The 14,842-nt window shown below is 45.5% G+C and carries 16 protein-coding genes; 12 read left to right on the top strand and 4 right to left on the bottom strand.

All coding sequences use genetic code 11. The features are described 5' to 3' along the window. Positions 1–54 precede the first annotated feature (54 nt). Positions 55–1,962: an N-acetylglucosamine-specific PTS transporter subunit IIBC gene (gene nagE / locus B0X71_RS18730; protein WP_077591096.1), complete on the bottom strand. Its 1,908-nt coding sequence runs from the start codon at positions 1,960–1,962 to the stop codon at positions 55–57. 133 nt (positions 1,963–2,095) lie between these two features. On the opposite strand from nagE, the gene B0X71_RS18725 reads away from it, so the two are divergent. The 9 genes from B0X71_RS18725 to B0X71_RS18690 all read left to right on the top strand — a co-directional run bounded on the left by B0X71_RS18725 (position 2,096) and on the right by B0X71_RS18690 (position 7,995). Continuing rightward, positions 2,096–2,377 (top strand): transposase, encoded by a 282-nt coding sequence (locus B0X71_RS18725; RefSeq protein ID WP_077591095.1) that lies wholly within the window; start codon positions 2,096–2,098, stop codon positions 2,375–2,377. A gap of 162 nt (positions 2,378–2,539) precedes the next feature. Next, complete coding sequence (locus B0X71_RS18720; RefSeq protein WP_077591094.1) at positions 2,540–2,860, top strand: hypothetical protein; 321 nt, start codon at positions 2,540–2,542, stop codon at positions 2,858–2,860. A gap of 527 nt (positions 2,861–3,387) precedes the next feature. Further along, on the top strand, positions 3,388–3,846 hold the full coding sequence (locus B0X71_RS18715; RefSeq protein WP_077591093.1) for a JAB domain-containing protein: 459 nt from the start codon (positions 3,388–3,390) through the stop codon (positions 3,844–3,846). Positions 3,847–3,902: 56 nt separating this feature from the next. Further along, positions 3,903–4,136, top strand: a complete 234-nt coding sequence (locus B0X71_RS18710; protein ID WP_077591092.1) for a hypothetical protein — start codon at positions 3,903–3,905, stop codon at positions 4,134–4,136. Between the two features lie 145 nt (positions 4,137–4,281). Next, positions 4,282–4,743, top strand: coding sequence for a hypothetical protein (locus tag B0X71_RS18705; RefSeq protein ID WP_077591091.1), 462 nt, complete (start codon positions 4,282–4,284; stop codon positions 4,741–4,743). Between the two features lie 242 nt (positions 4,744–4,985). Then, a complete protein-coding gene (locus B0X71_RS18700) occupies positions 4,986–5,975 on the top strand; it encodes a DNA/RNA non-specific endonuclease (RefSeq protein ID WP_077591090.1) in 990 nt (329 codons plus the stop codon). Between the two features lie 82 nt (positions 5,976–6,057). Continuing rightward, the gene (locus B0X71_RS18695) at positions 6,058–6,909 is read left to right on the top strand and encodes a hypothetical protein (protein WP_077591089.1); all 852 of its coding nucleotides are present in this window, start codon (positions 6,058–6,060) and stop codon (positions 6,907–6,909) included. A 372-nt stretch (positions 6,910–7,281) separates the two neighbouring features. Continuing rightward, positions 7,282–7,404, top strand: coding sequence for a hypothetical protein (locus tag B0X71_RS21620; protein WP_269750124.1), 123 nt, complete (start codon positions 7,282–7,284; stop codon positions 7,402–7,404). 231 nt (positions 7,405–7,635) lie between these two features. Then, complete coding sequence (locus tag B0X71_RS18690) at positions 7,636–7,995, top strand: GNAT family N-acetyltransferase (protein ID WP_077591088.1); 360 nt, start codon at positions 7,636–7,638, stop codon at positions 7,993–7,995. A gap of 191 nt (positions 7,996–8,186) precedes the next feature. Here B0X71_RS18690 and B0X71_RS18685 read toward each other — a convergent pair whose 3' ends face one another. Together B0X71_RS18685 and B0X71_RS18680 are read right to left on the bottom strand one after the other, a co-directional pair. Beyond that, positions 8,187–8,858: a LuxR C-terminal-related transcriptional regulator gene (locus tag B0X71_RS18685; protein WP_077591087.1), complete on the bottom strand. Its 672-nt coding sequence runs from the start codon at positions 8,856–8,858 to the stop codon at positions 8,187–8,189. A 197-nt stretch (positions 8,859–9,055) separates the two neighbouring features. After that, a complete protein-coding gene (locus tag B0X71_RS18680; RefSeq protein ID WP_077591086.1) occupies positions 9,056–9,682 on the bottom strand; it encodes a cell wall hydrolase in 627 nt (208 codons plus the stop codon). Positions 9,683–10,295: 613 nt separating this feature from the next. Between B0X71_RS18680 and B0X71_RS18675 the strand changes: the two genes are divergently transcribed. The 3 genes from B0X71_RS18675 to B0X71_RS18665 all read left to right on the top strand — a co-directional run bounded on the left by B0X71_RS18675 (position 10,296) and on the right by B0X71_RS18665 (position 13,477). After that, positions 10,296–10,541, top strand: a complete 246-nt coding sequence (locus B0X71_RS18675; protein ID WP_077591085.1) for a hypothetical protein — start codon at positions 10,296–10,298, stop codon at positions 10,539–10,541. A gap of 341 nt (positions 10,542–10,882) precedes the next feature. Further along, positions 10,883–11,329 carry a hypothetical protein gene (locus B0X71_RS18670; RefSeq protein ID WP_077591084.1) on the top strand — a complete coding sequence of 149 codons (447 nt, stop codon included), beginning with the start codon at positions 10,883–10,885 and terminating at the stop codon, positions 11,327–11,329. A gap of 126 nt (positions 11,330–11,455) precedes the next feature. Continuing rightward, the gene (locus B0X71_RS18665) at positions 11,456–13,477 is read left to right on the top strand and encodes a bifunctional diguanylate cyclase/phosphodiesterase (protein ID WP_077591083.1); all 2,022 of its coding nucleotides are present in this window, start codon (positions 11,456–11,458) and stop codon (positions 13,475–13,477) included. 236 nt (positions 13,478–13,713) lie between these two features. Here the strand turns inward: B0X71_RS18665 and B0X71_RS18660 are convergent, their stop codons facing one another. Beyond that, positions 13,714–14,001: a helix-turn-helix domain-containing protein gene (locus tag B0X71_RS18660; RefSeq protein WP_077591082.1), complete on the bottom strand. Its 288-nt coding sequence runs from the start codon at positions 13,999–14,001 to the stop codon at positions 13,714–13,716. Positions 14,002–14,842 lie beyond the last annotated feature (841 nt).

Genomic DNA, 14,842 nt, shown 5'->3' with positions numbered 1-14,842 from the left:
CCTCCTAAAGAAAAACCAGGATTCTCAAAAGAGTTTCCTGGTTCTGCTGCCATCTTATCGGACTTCCACAACGTCAACTGTTCCCTGTCGCACGTTCCCTTGTTTCAGCACATGCAATTGCTGTTCCCCTAGATTCGTGAAAATGACAGGGGTCACAGCGGACGGCGCATTCGCTTCGATGAATGCCCAGTCGATGCGGAGAAGTTCATCTCCCCGTTCCACGAGTTGGCCTTGCTCCACGAGCAGTTTAAATCCTTCACCGTTCAATTTGACCGTATCCAAACCGACATGGATCAAAATTTCGACACCGGTATCGGATTCGATGCCGATGGCGTGTTTCGTCGGAAAGACACTGACCACTCTGCCGTCAACCGGCGAATGAAGCGTTTCACCTTTTGGAATGATACCGAAACCCTGTCCCATCATACCTTTCGCAAAGACTTCATCCGGCACATCGGCTAGTGGAATGATCTCGCCGTCAATCGGCATGGCAAAATCCCCGGCTATGATTTCTTTCGACAGCACTGGTTCTTCCGGAGTGATCGCCACTTGGCCATCTGCATAAGCCGGTGGCTGGTTGCCGGAAGATAGGCGCTTTTTCATCGCATCCGCTAAAAATTCCACCGTCGTTCCGATAACGACTTGGACATTCGTTTTGCTGATTCTCATTACGCCCATGGCACCAGTCTGTTTCAGACCTTTTTCGTCCACTTGATCAGCGTCCTTCACTGACAGCCGGAGACGCGTCGTGCAATAGTCAACAGCTTTTATGTTCTCGCTGCCCCCGAGCGCTTCAATCGTATGATAAGCACGGACATCCAATCCCTGGTCTCCCACATCCGCGTTGCCATCTTCTGCATCTTCATCTTCGCGCCCTGGTGTTTTTAAATCCAGTTTGATGATCAAGAAGTAGAAAATGAAGAAATAGACAGCTCCGAAGCCCAGTCCCATGACGAGAAGAAGGAGCGGATTTTCCGCCAGTCCGTAATTCAGCACATAATCGATGGCGCCCGCTGAAAATCCGAAGCCATGACGGATATCCAATGCGTAAGCAATCATCATTGACACACCTGTCAACAATGCGTGGACCACATAAAGGATCGGCGATAAGAACATGAAAGAGAACTCAATGGGTTCTGTGATCCCGGTCAGAAATGACGTGAATCCGATACTGAAGAACATCCCGCCGACCACAGCTTTCCGTTCTTTTTTAGCTGTTGCGTACATCGCCAAAGCAGCTGCCGGAAGACCGAACATCATGATCGGGAAGAAACCGGAAAGGAAAGGGCCCGCTGTCGGATCCCCACTTAAGAACCGGTTGATCTCACCCCGTACAATTTCTCCGCTGGCAGTCGTAAACTCGCCGAAATCGAACCAAACAATCGTGTTGATCACATGATGCAGCCCTGTCGGCAGCAAAAGACGGTTCAAGAATCCATATGTACCTACACCCAGCATGCCTGCATTCAAAATCCATTCACCTGTCGCATCCAAACCCAATTGGACCGTAGGCCATACATAGCCGAGGACAGCCGCTACCAGTGTCATCACACCGGCCGTGATAATCGGCACAAAGCGCCGGCCGCCGAAAAACGCTAGCCACTGCGGAAACTTCACATCGTAGAATTTATTATACAGAAGTCCCCCAACAATCCCCGATATGATTCCGGCAAAGACACCCATATCGATGGTTTCATTGATTGTGACAATCGCTTCTGTCAAAACAAGATAGGCAATCGCCCCTGCAAGTGCGGCTCCCCCGTTGCTGTCATGGGCAAGCCCCATCGCAATCCCAATGGCAAAAATCAGTGCCAGGTTGCTGATAATCCCGCCGCCCGCTGCTGATAAGAACGGAATACCGAGCAAATCATCTTGACCGAGCCGTAAGAGCAACGCCGCTGCCGGTAAAGTTGCAATGGGGAACATCAACGATTTCCCGATTCGCTGCAAAAAGCTATACATTTTACTTCCACTCCTTTATGAACATTCTTACCCTTTACTATAGACATCATTTGTATATATGTATATACAAATATATGGATTTCAATAGAAAATGTATTCGCTTTCACGTCTGTGCTAACTAGCGAGGGCGGAAATCTACGAGGACTACAAAGTGGTATACCGGTCTGAAGACCGGGAAGAGACAGCGGAAGCACTGGTTGCCTTCATTGCCAAATGGAAAACTCCCTATCCGCGTGTCGCCCAGTCGCTCGCTGACAACCAATACTTGCTTACATTTTCTGATTTCTCGGCCTCCATCTGGCCAAGTATCTACTTGATGAATCTCATTGACTCGTTTAACAAGGAGATTAAGAAGTACAGCCGGTGCAAGGCACAGTTCTCGATAGAAGAAGCATCATGGATAAGAGACAAGTAACTAACACCATCACGCTCGCTTATTTCTTTGCCCGTTCAGTTTCTTAGCAATATTTTTATCGTTTCCAACAATGGAATAGGAAATGCACAGCTGGACATTGAACTAATAAGAGAACGAGTCATTTATCACTTACTAGTTGCTCGTAATAATGGGAGGCGCCGAATGAAACGATTACCGACAGTTGAGGAAGCAAAAAAGGAAATCCAGTTCTTGCAGCAGTTTGTCCAGCTGACAGAAGAACATGAAGAAGATACACTTGAGAAACGAGTCGTCAAGCTGTATGCCACACATGGCAGTATCAAAACCGTTGCAGATGTGCTCAATATGGAAAGGGAAAACCAGTTAGAACCAATTGAACCAAGTTTTATCCGTGACATCATACAATCAAAGCCGTCAGATTCTCTTCATCAACTGATTCGGGCGTATTACTTAAAAAAGACCCGGCATATGAGAAAAAAGACAACACGAAAATCCGCGTGGTAACGACGCATTACTAAAAAAAGAAAACAGGCGGGCGGCAGCACGACGGCTTCTACCAAAGCACAGACCGCTTTGCAAGAAGCCATAACGTGTCGCTTCCCTCTGAAAAACCCGATAACCACGGGCTGTAACTGAAAGAACAGCCCGTAGGTTCCTGGCTTTTTCTGACGAGGAAACGAGCCGGAAAGAGAAAAGATCAAGCGGAAGGCAGCCGAAACGGCTGCCTTTTTTCGTACTTTTTGCTTTTGTCCTCCGGAGCGTACACGTTCCGAGCCTGTCTAACCCCGAAACAGGGACAGATTCCTTGGCTTCGCCCTATCCCTGTTTCCGGCTAAGACAGGAGCCGACAGAAAACAAGCAGTCAAGGGGCGAAAAACTTTTTCAGACCGCGCTTCGCTGAAAACTTGTTCCGCTGAAACCCTTGACTGGTCGGCTATCGGATGTGTTCGTCCTCCATGCCAAAAGGCAAAAATCCTCCCCTTTGGGAAGATGAGCGTCCGGCGGACAAATCAAAAAGGAGAGAACCAAACATGAAATTCGAAAATCTGGTTGAAATCATCCGAATCAAACAAGAGGTGAGGGAGGTGGAAGAAGCGTATACGAGCCTTCTGCCTCAGCAAATCCGGTCATCCTATGATGCGACGGCTTTGATACAAGCGTTAATCGGGGATGAGGACCGGGAAGTGTTTCTCGTTTTATGTCTAAACATGAAGAACCACGTGACCGCTGTCCACCGCTGTCACGTCGGAAGCTTGAATGCGAGCATCGTCCATCCGAGGGAAGTGTTCAAACCGGCCATCCTGAACAACGCCGCTTCTATTTTAGTTGCACATAACCATCCGTCGGGCGATTGCCAGTATTCACCGGAAGATATCGACGTCAGCAAACGGTTGCAGGAGGCGGGCAGCCTGCTCGGCATCGATCTGCTCGATTCCATCATCGTCAGCCCATCCAATAGCCTGTCATTGAAGGAAAAAGGTGTCATATAACCACAGAAAGGGGAATCCCCCTTTCTGTAAAACCCAACCATAAGGAGTGATTCATCATGAATCAGGCATTAAATAAGAAGCAAATCAGCGCTCTCGGAAGCCTCCATTTTTGGCGACGCAACCTGCACATGGCAGCTTGCCACCGGGATATACCCGAAATCCTGAAAAGCCGGAACGCACTGTCTGCTCTGTTTGACCGCTGCGACCAATTGCAGATTCCCTTCAAAATCCAAAACCGGGTGCTGGCGGCCGCCGAAGAGAACACCGCCTTCAGCGACCTCACAATTTAAAAATGCAGCGAGCCATCAGAAAGCAAATCATCTGATGGCTTTTACTGCTGTCATGAATAAAGATCTTTTTGTTGAATTACTCAACAAAATCACGTTAAACTAGTAGTGGGTGTTGAGTAATTCAACAAAAAGGAGGATGAAACTCATGAAAACCGCCACAGAAAATCTACTGAAAAACTTCCCAAACCTTAAACCGTATGTCGAGAAAGAGGATATCCATCCTGAAGAGCTTGCAGTCAGCTCACACGAACAAACAATAATTGAACTGGCTCGTTTTTTTGAATATGAAGAGCCGTTTGAATTGAAAAAGCTGTTTTCAGACCTCGATCCATCTTGGATTCCACTTGCACTGGAAGAACTGCAAACATATTTTTTCGAAGACACGTACCTAGCGAAGACGCCGAAACCTTTGATCATTAAAGATCCGGCTGATTTGCTGAGCCAAAAAGGATTTGCAGAAAATTTGAGCGGTCGCGGATTGAATATGGATGTCAAAAAACTTCACGTGTATTGGAAGAGAGGGAAACTGCCTAAAGAAACCATCATGATTAATGGCAAACCGTACTGGTTAAAAACGATTGTTCAGGATTTCACTATGGATAAATAGGAGTGCTGCAACATAACTTTTCTCTTATAGATTGTGAGAACAGTGATGGACATTCTTAAGAGATGCTTTCTAAACCAGGATAGTTACACTTTTGCGTTTATATGACAGGCTTCGAGCAACGTATTTACCGCTGTGAAATTTATTCTGGAATATATTGTTACCGGTAACTGGATAGTGTTACGCTATGTTAAATGCTATGAATTTTAGAACAGTATTGAGATTGAACAGTAGGGAGTCCTGACATGAAAAAGAAAATGAACCTTTTCCTCTTACTTTCAACCGCTATCATGATGGTTGGCTGTACGGACGCAGAAGAATCAGCCGTTGCAGGCGAAGAGACCGTTTCACAAGAAGTGGCCGAAGCCGAAACAGAAGAAATTAGCGAACAAGCAGAAACGGATACTGCGGTTGCCGATGAAACGGAAACAGAGGCTTCGCCAGAAGAATCAAGTGAAGCAGAAGCGGCACCAAGTGATGTAGAATCAGCACCAGCACAGCCAGAGGAAGCACCGTTTCCGGGGTATGAACTTATCACGGTTGATGGCGGGGACTTATCTGGCTACCGTGAACCGAATGTCGTCGTTGATGTCGGCTACGGGGAACGCGAATATTGGGCGTTTACGAATGAATACGGGCAATTAGTCCGTGTCGTTGCAGATGAAATCATCCCGCAGGATGACAACAGCGAACCTGTGACAGCGGATGGCCGCTATTACCCGGATGAAGCAAAGGTTCCGGGCGTTGAAAGCGACGTTTTGGATGAAGGCCATGTAATTGCTGATTCGCTCGGAGGGGTAGCAAATGCATACAATATTACTCCGCAAGACAGCACGCTTAACCGGCATGGCGATCAGGCTTACATGGAAGATGTGATTCGGGACGCAGGCGGAGCTACTCATTTTGAAGCGATTATCACCTATCCGAATACGGAAACACAGATCCCTTCGAGGTATCAGTATACTTACACGGTGATGGGGAACGAAGTCGTGGATACATTCAATAATGTGAACCCGGATGAAGTCAACGAATCGCTGGGGTTAACAGAAAATGAGCCAGCTGAGCCAGCCGATACAGACACAGCCCATGACGTTTCCAGTGTTGATACAAACGGCAATGGCCAGGTAACAATCAAAGAAGCGAAAGCAGCGGGGTTCAGTATGCCGATCATGAGTGATCATTGGCTATATCCCTACATGCAGGATAATGATAAGGACGGTATGGTAGGTGAGTAAGTCCTGGAACTTTAAGGCGGAATAAACGAACAGTTTTTGCCAAGAATCGACGTCACTTACTCTCTGTTGAAGGGAATACAATATGAAAATTGAATTGTGGAATAAACCTGAAGAACTGTTCTTTTTAACACTTAAAAATGCATTAAAAGTGCCTGGAGTGAAAGTGGAAAGGGAGAAGTTTTTAACGAACCAGCTTAATAAACATTACTCAACTGAGGTCGTTAAGCTAGCGGTACAGACAAACCCCGCAAGTGCCGGTATCCCGATAGAAGCAATCGACAAATTAGCGAAATCCTGCATAAAGAATGAAACAAATCAAGTTACAGGCATTTCAGCTATTGCTGGATTTCCTGGCGGCGTTGCTGCTTATGGAACAATACCAGCCGATATTGCGCAGTATTATGCGCATGTCCTGCGGATTCTTCAAAAGCTTATCTATTTGTATGGTTGGAACGAACTGTTCGAGTTAGAAGATGACGCCGACGATGAGACAATGAATCAATTAACGCTTTTTATCGGCGTCATGTTCGGCGTACATACAGCAAATGCAACCATCACCAAACTTGCAAAATCAGCCGCTGTACAACTGCAGAAAGATCTTGCAAAGAAACCTTTAACGAAGGGAACTGTTTATCCAATCGTCAATAAAGTTGCGAGAACGGTTGGAATCAAGATGACGAAAGATACCTTTTCGAAGTCCGCCAGTAAAGTCATCCCTGTAGCGGGGGCCGTATTATCCGGAGGGTTAACTTTTGCTACTTATCGTCCGATGGCAAATCGGTTGAAAAAACATTTAAGGGAATTACCCATTGCAGACGTAGATTTTTATAAGTCGAATGCCGAAACGGGTACCATAATCATAGATTTCGAGGAAATTCTGGAGGCGGAATTCGAAGAAATAGAAGATGATGCAAAGGCAGAGAATAAGCGATAAGCTGTTCCATATTTTCTAACTACATATCTTAGGTCACTAACAGACAGCTCTTGACCTATTTAGCTTGGGCATGGCGGATGAGCCATTCACCAAGCTTTTTAATTCCAGTTGATTTCCGACGAGTAGAAGGGCAAAAAGGAAATCAGAGGGTTTTAATAATCCTACTTTACTAGTTCGCAATATGTAAATTACATTCTTATTCATCCAGTAATAAGAGAAAAAGGATATCCTTGTTGCGATTCTAATTAGAACCGAATACGGGTAGCTAAATGAGACGCGCTTGCTGACAACTCTACTTTAAGGTTTGGGTCAGAAGGATCAAGGGAATAGAAACAGAAGCATCCATCCTATGTCCCAAAAGAGGTGATCACAGTGATCCAGACGAAGTGGCTAAAGTTAGGAGCAGCAGCGATTCTATCGATGAGTGTCTTAGCTGCCTGTGCAGAAGAAGAGCCAGTGGAAGAACCATTGGAAGAGGAAGAAGTAGTTGAGTAACTAGTAACTGAACACCTGCAAAAATGAAAATCAAAATTCAACTCGATTCATACCATAGGCAGCCAATTGGGCTGCCTATTTTTTTGTGGAACCGCGAAAACGCATGATGATAAACGGCGCAAGAAATTTCCAGAGAACAATAACTGATTTAGAGAATGGGTAAAATCAGGTATTATGGAGAGTAGGAGAAACTGACAAGAGAAAGCGAATGCGCAGAAAGGGAGAGATGAAATGCTGGTGAAATATAAAAAACCGTATAAAAAAATCGCAATGGGCTTGTTATCCTTATTTCCTGAAGCGCGAGACCTGAAGAAACTCCAAGAAACGATGCATAGGTACGAGGAAAACGCGAATTGGCAATTATATTTATGGAAGGAAGCGGAAGATACAGTTGGGGTGATCGGTGTGGAAATTATGGAAGATACTTTTGTTATTCATCACCTTGCAATTGTCCCCTCGCATCGAAGCGAGGGAATAGTCCACAAAATGATCGAACAAATCCGAAAAGTGATGGGCGAACGGCAGATGGAAAGCGCTGAACCGACTGGAAAATTCGTAAAAAAGTATTTAGAAGAAATACATTTAACTTAACTAAGCCTAAAAATGTTTAGGTGACCACAATGAGGGAGAGCTGTAGATTCGAAACGCCAGAAGAACTTATTCCGGCTCTTTTCAGCGAGGTATCTTTCATCAGGGGAATTCAACATAACTTCATTCCCATTCTCGTTATGACTTAAGTATAAAGGGAGATTGTTCAGTTTCTTGATGAACTGAAATCTCGATTAAATTTTCACCCAGCCATTTTTGATTGCCGCAACCACCGCTTGGGTCCGGTCTTCAACATACATCTTATCCAATATTCTGGAAACATGGCCCTTCACCGTTTTTTCAGAAATGAAGAGGACCTCAGCAATTTCCTGGTTGCTGTTTCCCGCGGCCAGTAATTCCAAGACGTCGACTTCGCGCTTTGTGAGCAGATAGTAGGGGGCACGTATGTCCGACTGATAAAATGCCTTTTCTTCGGTCTCACTTAAACGGCAGAATTCGGCGACCAGCCAAGGCGTCACTTGTGGATGGATATAGGAATCGCCATGGGCCACAGCTTCTACCGCTCGCACAATAGAATCCGCTTTCATATTTTTTAACAGATACCCTTCAGCACCTGCCTGCAATGCACGGCTTACATTAGTTTGATCACTTAAGGACGAAATAGCCGCCACTTTTGCTTTCGGGTACCTCGCAGTTAACCCGCTGACCGACCTAATGCCTTCTCCGTCTGACAAATTAAGATCTATGAGCAGTACATCCGGGCAGTATTTTTCATACAGCCCTAGAATCGATTTTCCAGTATCGCCTTCTGCAATCACTTGTGCAGCGCCATCCGCCTCCAGAATTCGCTTAAGGCCTTCACGAAATTGAGTGTTCTGATCAACCAGCATAACAGTTAAGGTCATAATATCATTCTCCCGCTACCCCATCGGGCGGCCCCTTTTCATCTTCATTTATAAAATCTTCCTATATCGTCGTGTTGCCAGTCATGCTAACTTACTGTTCAATTACAAATTGTCGAGAGGCAAAAAATGGCGTCTTCTAGGAAAGGAGCCGAAATAAAAAACAACGCTGTCCTTAAAAGGAAGGACAGCGTCTTCCGTTACCTGGCAAAATGATGGTTGCCGATCTGCCGGATGACGTCGCGGCTGAAGATCCACGTGTCGGTGACCCCGCTCGGGTTATAGTAATAAGTGGCTCCATAAGAAGGATCCCAGCCGAAAAAAGCATCCTTCACTGCCCGGAACGCTGTGGTGCTGGGTGAAAGCCAGTACTGGCCATCATTTACCGCTGTAAATGCGTTGCGTTGAAAAACAACTTCATATGTAGTGTTTGGAAACGCAGAAGATTCGATGCGATTCAAAATGACAGCCGCCACAGCAACTTGTCCCTCATAGCTTTCGCCACGTGCCTCCCCGTGTACAACGTGAGCGATCATTTCGATTTGATCCATCATATTCCGCGTCAGAGGACCAGTGTAGCCGGTGGAAGTGATATTGAAATCCGCTTGAAACCGTTCGACTGCATTCTTGGTGATGGGGCCATAATAACCGGTTGTATCGGCATGGAAATAACCCAATGCCTGCAAGGATGCCTGTAATTCCTTGACCTCCTGTCCGGTGGAACCCACATACAAATCGGCAGAATTATGTGCTTCTGCTCCTGCTGGTGAAAAGTTTAGGACGATCAGTGTAAAAAGAACGCCTGCTATGATTTTTATCCGTTTCATCCTTCTCCCCTTTCCTTTTCGGAACCTCGTCAGCTCCACTAGGACTAGTGTAGAATTGGAAACGGAAGAATAAAATCCTACAGACTTCCTTAATTCCTATCAATTAAAAGTTCGAAAGATAGGCTTAGATTGATGTTGCTCTGACTACAATCGGTTACCTGATCATTCATCAAGTATTTATACCTAGAATGAACTGGTACTAAAATCCCCAAATAAGAAAAAGAAGTGGAAGGGATCGAGCGGGAGGAAGAAATCGCAAAAAGATCCGCTGAGTAAATATGCCGCTTTTGGAACAGGAACAACAGATACAGCCAAATCTTCTAGTGAATAAAAAGCAATGCTTGGTTTACATCGAGAAATAGTGTTTTTAATAATCGCAGAAAAACAGTAATAGAGGGATTTCATCAAGAATAGCAACTGCAGGTGCGGGATATTATCAAGCACTCTTTTAAGTTTAATCTGTAGAACGGTGGGAATTCAAAAAGAGAATAAAGTGTAACCGATCATGAGTCAGGCTTTATTCTATAGAGGTTGAGGTAAATGAAATCCGGAGACCTTCGTGAAAGGGCCATGCCCTTTTAAGATGACGGAGGATTCGAAAGGAAGGAAGCCAATGAAGGATGGAAAGTACAAAGTCGGCTCCGTCGAACAAGGAATCGTGAAAATTCTGTTGGTGGAAGATGAATCCATCGAAGAACAATTGCCCGCTTCTGCATTTCCTGCTGCCGCGCCAGAGGGATTGGTCCTGCAAGTCACTTCTGATAAAGAGACCGTTACGATCATGCCACTTTTTGAAGAAACGCAAGAACTGCCGAAACAGGCCGAAAAAGCGACGGATGAACTGGAAAAACACATATGAAAGAATCCCCTGCCATTTTAGATTAAAGTGCCAGGGGATTTTGTTTGTCCGCTCCAAAGACGGGATTTCCATTAGAAAGAACTCAAACAAAGACATTTATCCTCGAAGTAGCTTAATTAGTCGTTTTTAACTAATAAAGTTATAGAAAATTAATTAAGACATAAGAACCTACATTGGCTAATTATGTTTAGCTTCTCGATCTTTGTAGGAAAACAAAATAGAATACACTTTTTAGCAATTTAGAAGAAAGAAGGGCACCTGTGGAATAGCGTAAGCTGAAGAATAACCTCACTTGGGGTATTGCAGCGCAAGCTAACAAGTAAGCGGAAAGGAGTCTGTTCATGAATACCACAGAAGGAAAAGCAAGAGTCCATACGAAGCGGCGGCTGGAACCTGAAGACCAGATAAAAAGTGCGAGCTATCAGGAAGCGGAGCTGAAGCGCCTGATTCCGGAGCTGGATGAAAAAGAACAGCGGGCGGTAGAGGGTGCAATCCTGGAAATTCAGCAGCTGAACAAACAAATTTACAACCTCAAGCAGCAAGAAAGAGCATTGCGGGCAGAAATGCAGGAGCAGGCCGAAGACTTGAAAATGGAGAAATGGCGTGTGAAAGATACCGCCCTGTTTCTGGATTCGTTGGCGGAAGAATTCGTAAAGATACTTAAGACCCCCGTTAATTTCGAGAGCGAGCAGCAGCTGCGCATCCATTACTTCGAGCTGCGGAATACTGGTAAAAAATTAGCGGGTAATTGTAAAGAAAAATCCAAAACACTTAACTTTCTCTCCTGAAAATCCGAAATTAACTGTAAGAACGACAATAACTGTATCTGTAGGCATGGGAAAATTTAAAATCCCGCCCTGTTAATTAGATGCCCTGGGAAGAAAAATCGGATAAGAACCATAAAGGAGAAATCAATGGAACAGCTTGAAAAACAGGCAGCGGCACTGCTGACGTCACGAAAAGACCATATTGTCATCCTCGGAAAACAAGGGGAAATAGTTCACGCCAACGACAATTGGATTGAATACTGCTGCAGGAACGGGTTGCCTGAATCCCTATGGAAATGCGAATCGAATTATCTGACGGCACTCCAAGAAAGGGAAAGGCAGGCGGAAGCAGAAAACATCGAACGGGTCAGACGGGGACATGAACCTGAATATGTCCGGCTGATTCCGCTTCAAGTTTCGGGGGAAACCCATTGGTTTTCGCTTCAAGCCCGCCCATTCCCGCTCGCAAACAGCGAAACCGGCGTTGTTCTTTACAAGCAGCCCGTCGATTTGGCAATGGACGGGTACTTGGGTACACGGGAAGTGCTCGAAAGCATGACGGATGCTTTCATTTTGATTGACGGTGACCTCAATTTCCGTTATCTCAATGGCGCAGCAGAAAAATTGATTCAACTGAACCGAACAGAAGTGATCGGTAAAAACGTATGGGAGGTTTTCCCGGAAGCGAAGGACAGCGTCTTCCATACAAATTACAGAAAACTGAAGATGGGACAGGTTGACGTCCAATTCGACTTTTACGCACAGGCCTTTGCTAAATGGTTCGATGTAAGGGCATACCGGGTGGCCAATAAAGGACTGGCAATTTATTTCCGGGATGCAAGCGAACGGAAAGCGACGGAACAGCTGCTAGAGGAAAAGGCTTATTACGACTACCTGACGGGTCTGCCCAACCGCTGGAAAATTGAACAGACCATCCAGCAGCTGCTGCAAAATGGGAGCCGGTTTTCGCTTTTCTACATCAACTTGAATAAATTGAAATTCATCAATGATCTTCATAGCCACAGAACAGGCGACGAAGTGCTGAAGAAAGTGGCGGAGCGGTTAAAAGGCATTGCTCGGTCGGATAATGCAATCAGCCGTTTCGAAGGGGATGAATTTCTTCTGGTCCATGAACACGGAACAGGCCAAGGGTACCGAACATTCGAAGCGGAAGTTCTCCAGGCATTCGCCGAGCCATTCGTACTGGAGAATGCCCAGTGCATCCAGATGGGCGCCAGTATCGGCATCGCTTCTTACCCGGATCATGCGCGGGATGTGGAGGAATTGATAACGTGCGCTGGAACGGCGATGGCTGAGGCGAAGAAAGAAACCACCACATCCTGTTCTGTTTTCAGTCCTGATATGCGGTTCAAGCTGGCCAGACGCGTGAAAATCGAACAGGACTTAGCCGGAGACCTCGGCGAGGCGGGCATTTATCATGTCCTGCAGCCGCAGATTCATGGCGTGACCGGGGAACTGCGAGGGGTTGAGGTCCTGGCACGGTGGCAGCATCCGGAATTCGGCGCTATTTCTCCGACAGAATTTATCCAAATCGCTGAAGAGACAGGTACCATTGCCAGGCTGACCTACTATTTGATCGAAGACGTGTTCGACAGCATGAAAAAACGGGAAACTGCTTATAAGGGCCGGCTTCGAACGGCCATTAATATTACGCCGACCTTGCTTTCGAGCAAGCCATTTTTCGATGAATTTTTCCGGTTGATTGAGGAATACGGCATTCTGCCGGAATTGCTGGAAATTGAAGTGACAGAAAGCATGGATTTCACGTATTCAAGCTTGGCTTTTGGTCATTTGATGGAATGCCAGGCGAAAGGAATTTCCATTGCAATCGATGACTTTGGGACCGGTTTTTCCAGGCTGACGACGTTGATCGATTTCCCTGTCGATAAGATTAAGCTTGACCGGTTCTTTGTCCAGAAAATCGGGATGGACCGGAAAGCGGAAGTTGTGCTTGAGTCGCTGATCCGCTTCGTTAAAACCCTGGATTGTGAGATCCTGGCGGAAGGGGTGGAACATGAACGCGAAAGGGCATTCTTAAACCGTATGGGATGTACAATCCATCAAGGATATTACTACGCCAAACCGATGGGGATATGCGATTTCGAGAAAATGTATTTAGGGGAAAAGCCCACTGGAAGTTTCGGCTGATCCTGATGGAACCATCCGGTCTGCCAAAAGCCAATAGGATTACTGCAAAGAGGAAGAAGAAGTTCCATTTGTTACGAAATCAATCAAGAAAAGGAGGGAGCGGCATTCCGGTTCTGGGCACGTAAGAAAAAGCACTTCTGGCAGCGGGTACCGGCTCCGCGGCGGGGAGTGCTTTTGGCTATGGCCATTTACGCTACTAGTCGCCGGTGCGTAGCAAGCCCTTTTCGCGAACATTACTATTCGCCGAGAAATTGCTTAATCCGCCGCCTTGCTTGGATATACGAGACCATGTCCGCCATTTCCTCTTTCTCCACTCGCTGGTGATCGAGGTGAAATATATACCCGGCCAGCGAATAAGGATTTTGCAGATGGAATTCCATGTCCTCCTTCCGGCGGTCCAGAAGAAAATCGGTTGACACATTGAAATAATCGGCGATTCTCGCCAGGTCAGGTGCCACTAGCACTTTTTTGCCTCGTTCCCATGCTTCCAAGGTATCAAGCGGCACACCAAGGGCCTCTGCCATGTCTTTTACCGACTGGTTTTTGCTGTTCCCTTAATTTCTTTATCTGTTTTCCTGCTGTTTCCATTTTCTCACCTCTTAGGACTCATCAGTAATTTAGTGAAAAAGAACCTTTTTGAATTTTATCATATTTTATCTTTTAGACCCACTTAACTGTAAAAATATTATAAAATGATTAGGTCAGTTACTTTTTACTCTTTCCATGATAACCGAGGAGAATTACTGAAGGAATAAAATGACAAGCGCCAACATAATAAACGGAAATATCTCTGAAAACCGAATTTTACTGTTAGGGTCTTCGTTAAGAAGGGATAATCGCAAAAAATACTTCCGGTTTTTTTCTGCAGAAATGATCTGGAGACAACCAGAAAACTCCTAAATACCTTAATTTCGAGGCAACCAGAAGACAAAATCGAATATCAACGCAGGGCCCTTAAAAAGCAAGATTAAATGCCTGATAACAAAGGGAAATATTACATAAAGGCGGGATGGTATGATACTCGAAAAAAACACTGTCGACTCTTTTTTTACCAATCACTTTCTAACTGGACAGCGACAGTATACAAGCTTGGCTCCGCATCTTTCAAAGAAAAATGCGAGAATACCGCATCAATTAAAGGATTACTGCTTTTCGGAAACAACAATCGGTCTCCTTTTAACCGTTACTCTCATTAACTCAAGAACTTTTGAGGAATATACCCATAGTTTTATTGATTACCGGCCGAAAAAATAAGTGAATGAAATGAACAGCGTTCAACCCCCTTGATAAGGCGATCTTTAGTGGCATACATCCCATTTGCTAAAGATAGAAACCTGTGCCATTTTGAAGCGGAACCGTGGCTTT

Source organism: Planococcus lenghuensis, from assembly GCF_001999905.1.
In the GTDB taxonomy this organism is placed as follows: Bacteria; Bacillota; Bacilli; order Bacillales_A; family Planococcaceae; genus Indiicoccus; species Indiicoccus lenghuensis.
This window is presented reverse-complemented; position numbering and strand designations above follow the sequence as displayed.

Coding starts and splice junctions, on each gene's coding strand:
- nagE (WP_077591096.1), bottom strand. CDS start 1,962: ATGTATAGCTTTTTGCAGCGAATCGGGAAATCGTTGATGTTCCCCATT.
- B0X71_RS18720 (WP_077591094.1), top strand. CDS start 2,540: ATGAAACGATTACCGACAGTTGAGGAAGCAAAAAAGGAAATCCAGTTC.
- B0X71_RS18715 (WP_077591093.1), top strand. CDS start 3,388: ATGAAATTCGAAAATCTGGTTGAAATCATCCGAATCAAACAAGAGGTG.
- B0X71_RS18710 (WP_077591092.1), top strand. CDS start 3,903: ATGAATCAGGCATTAAATAAGAAGCAAATCAGCGCTCTCGGAAGCCTC.
- B0X71_RS18705 (WP_077591091.1), top strand. CDS start 4,282: ATGAAAACCGCCACAGAAAATCTACTGAAAAACTTCCCAAACCTTAAA.
- B0X71_RS18700 (WP_077591090.1), top strand. CDS start 4,986: ATGAAAAAGAAAATGAACCTTTTCCTCTTACTTTCAACCGCTATCATG.
- B0X71_RS18695 (WP_077591089.1), top strand. CDS start 6,058: ATGAAAATTGAATTGTGGAATAAACCTGAAGAACTGTTCTTTTTAACA.
- B0X71_RS18690 (WP_077591088.1), top strand. CDS start 7,636: ATGCTGGTGAAATATAAAAAACCGTATAAAAAAATCGCAATGGGCTTG.
- B0X71_RS18685 (WP_077591087.1), bottom strand. CDS start 8,858: ATGACCTTAACTGTTATGCTGGTTGATCAGAACACTCAATTTCGTGAA.
- B0X71_RS18680 (WP_077591086.1), bottom strand. CDS start 9,682: ATGAAACGGATAAAAATCATAGCAGGCGTTCTTTTTACACTGATCGTC.
- B0X71_RS18675 (WP_077591085.1), top strand. CDS start 10,296: ATGAAGGATGGAAAGTACAAAGTCGGCTCCGTCGAACAAGGAATCGTG.
- B0X71_RS18670 (WP_077591084.1), top strand. CDS start 10,883: ATGAATACCACAGAAGGAAAAGCAAGAGTCCATACGAAGCGGCGGCTG.
- B0X71_RS18665 (WP_077591083.1), top strand. CDS start 11,456: ATGGAACAGCTTGAAAAACAGGCAGCGGCACTGCTGACGTCACGAAAA.
- B0X71_RS18660 (WP_077591082.1), bottom strand. CDS start 14,001: ATGGCAGAGGCCCTTGGTGTGCCGCTTGATACCTTGGAAGCATGGGAA.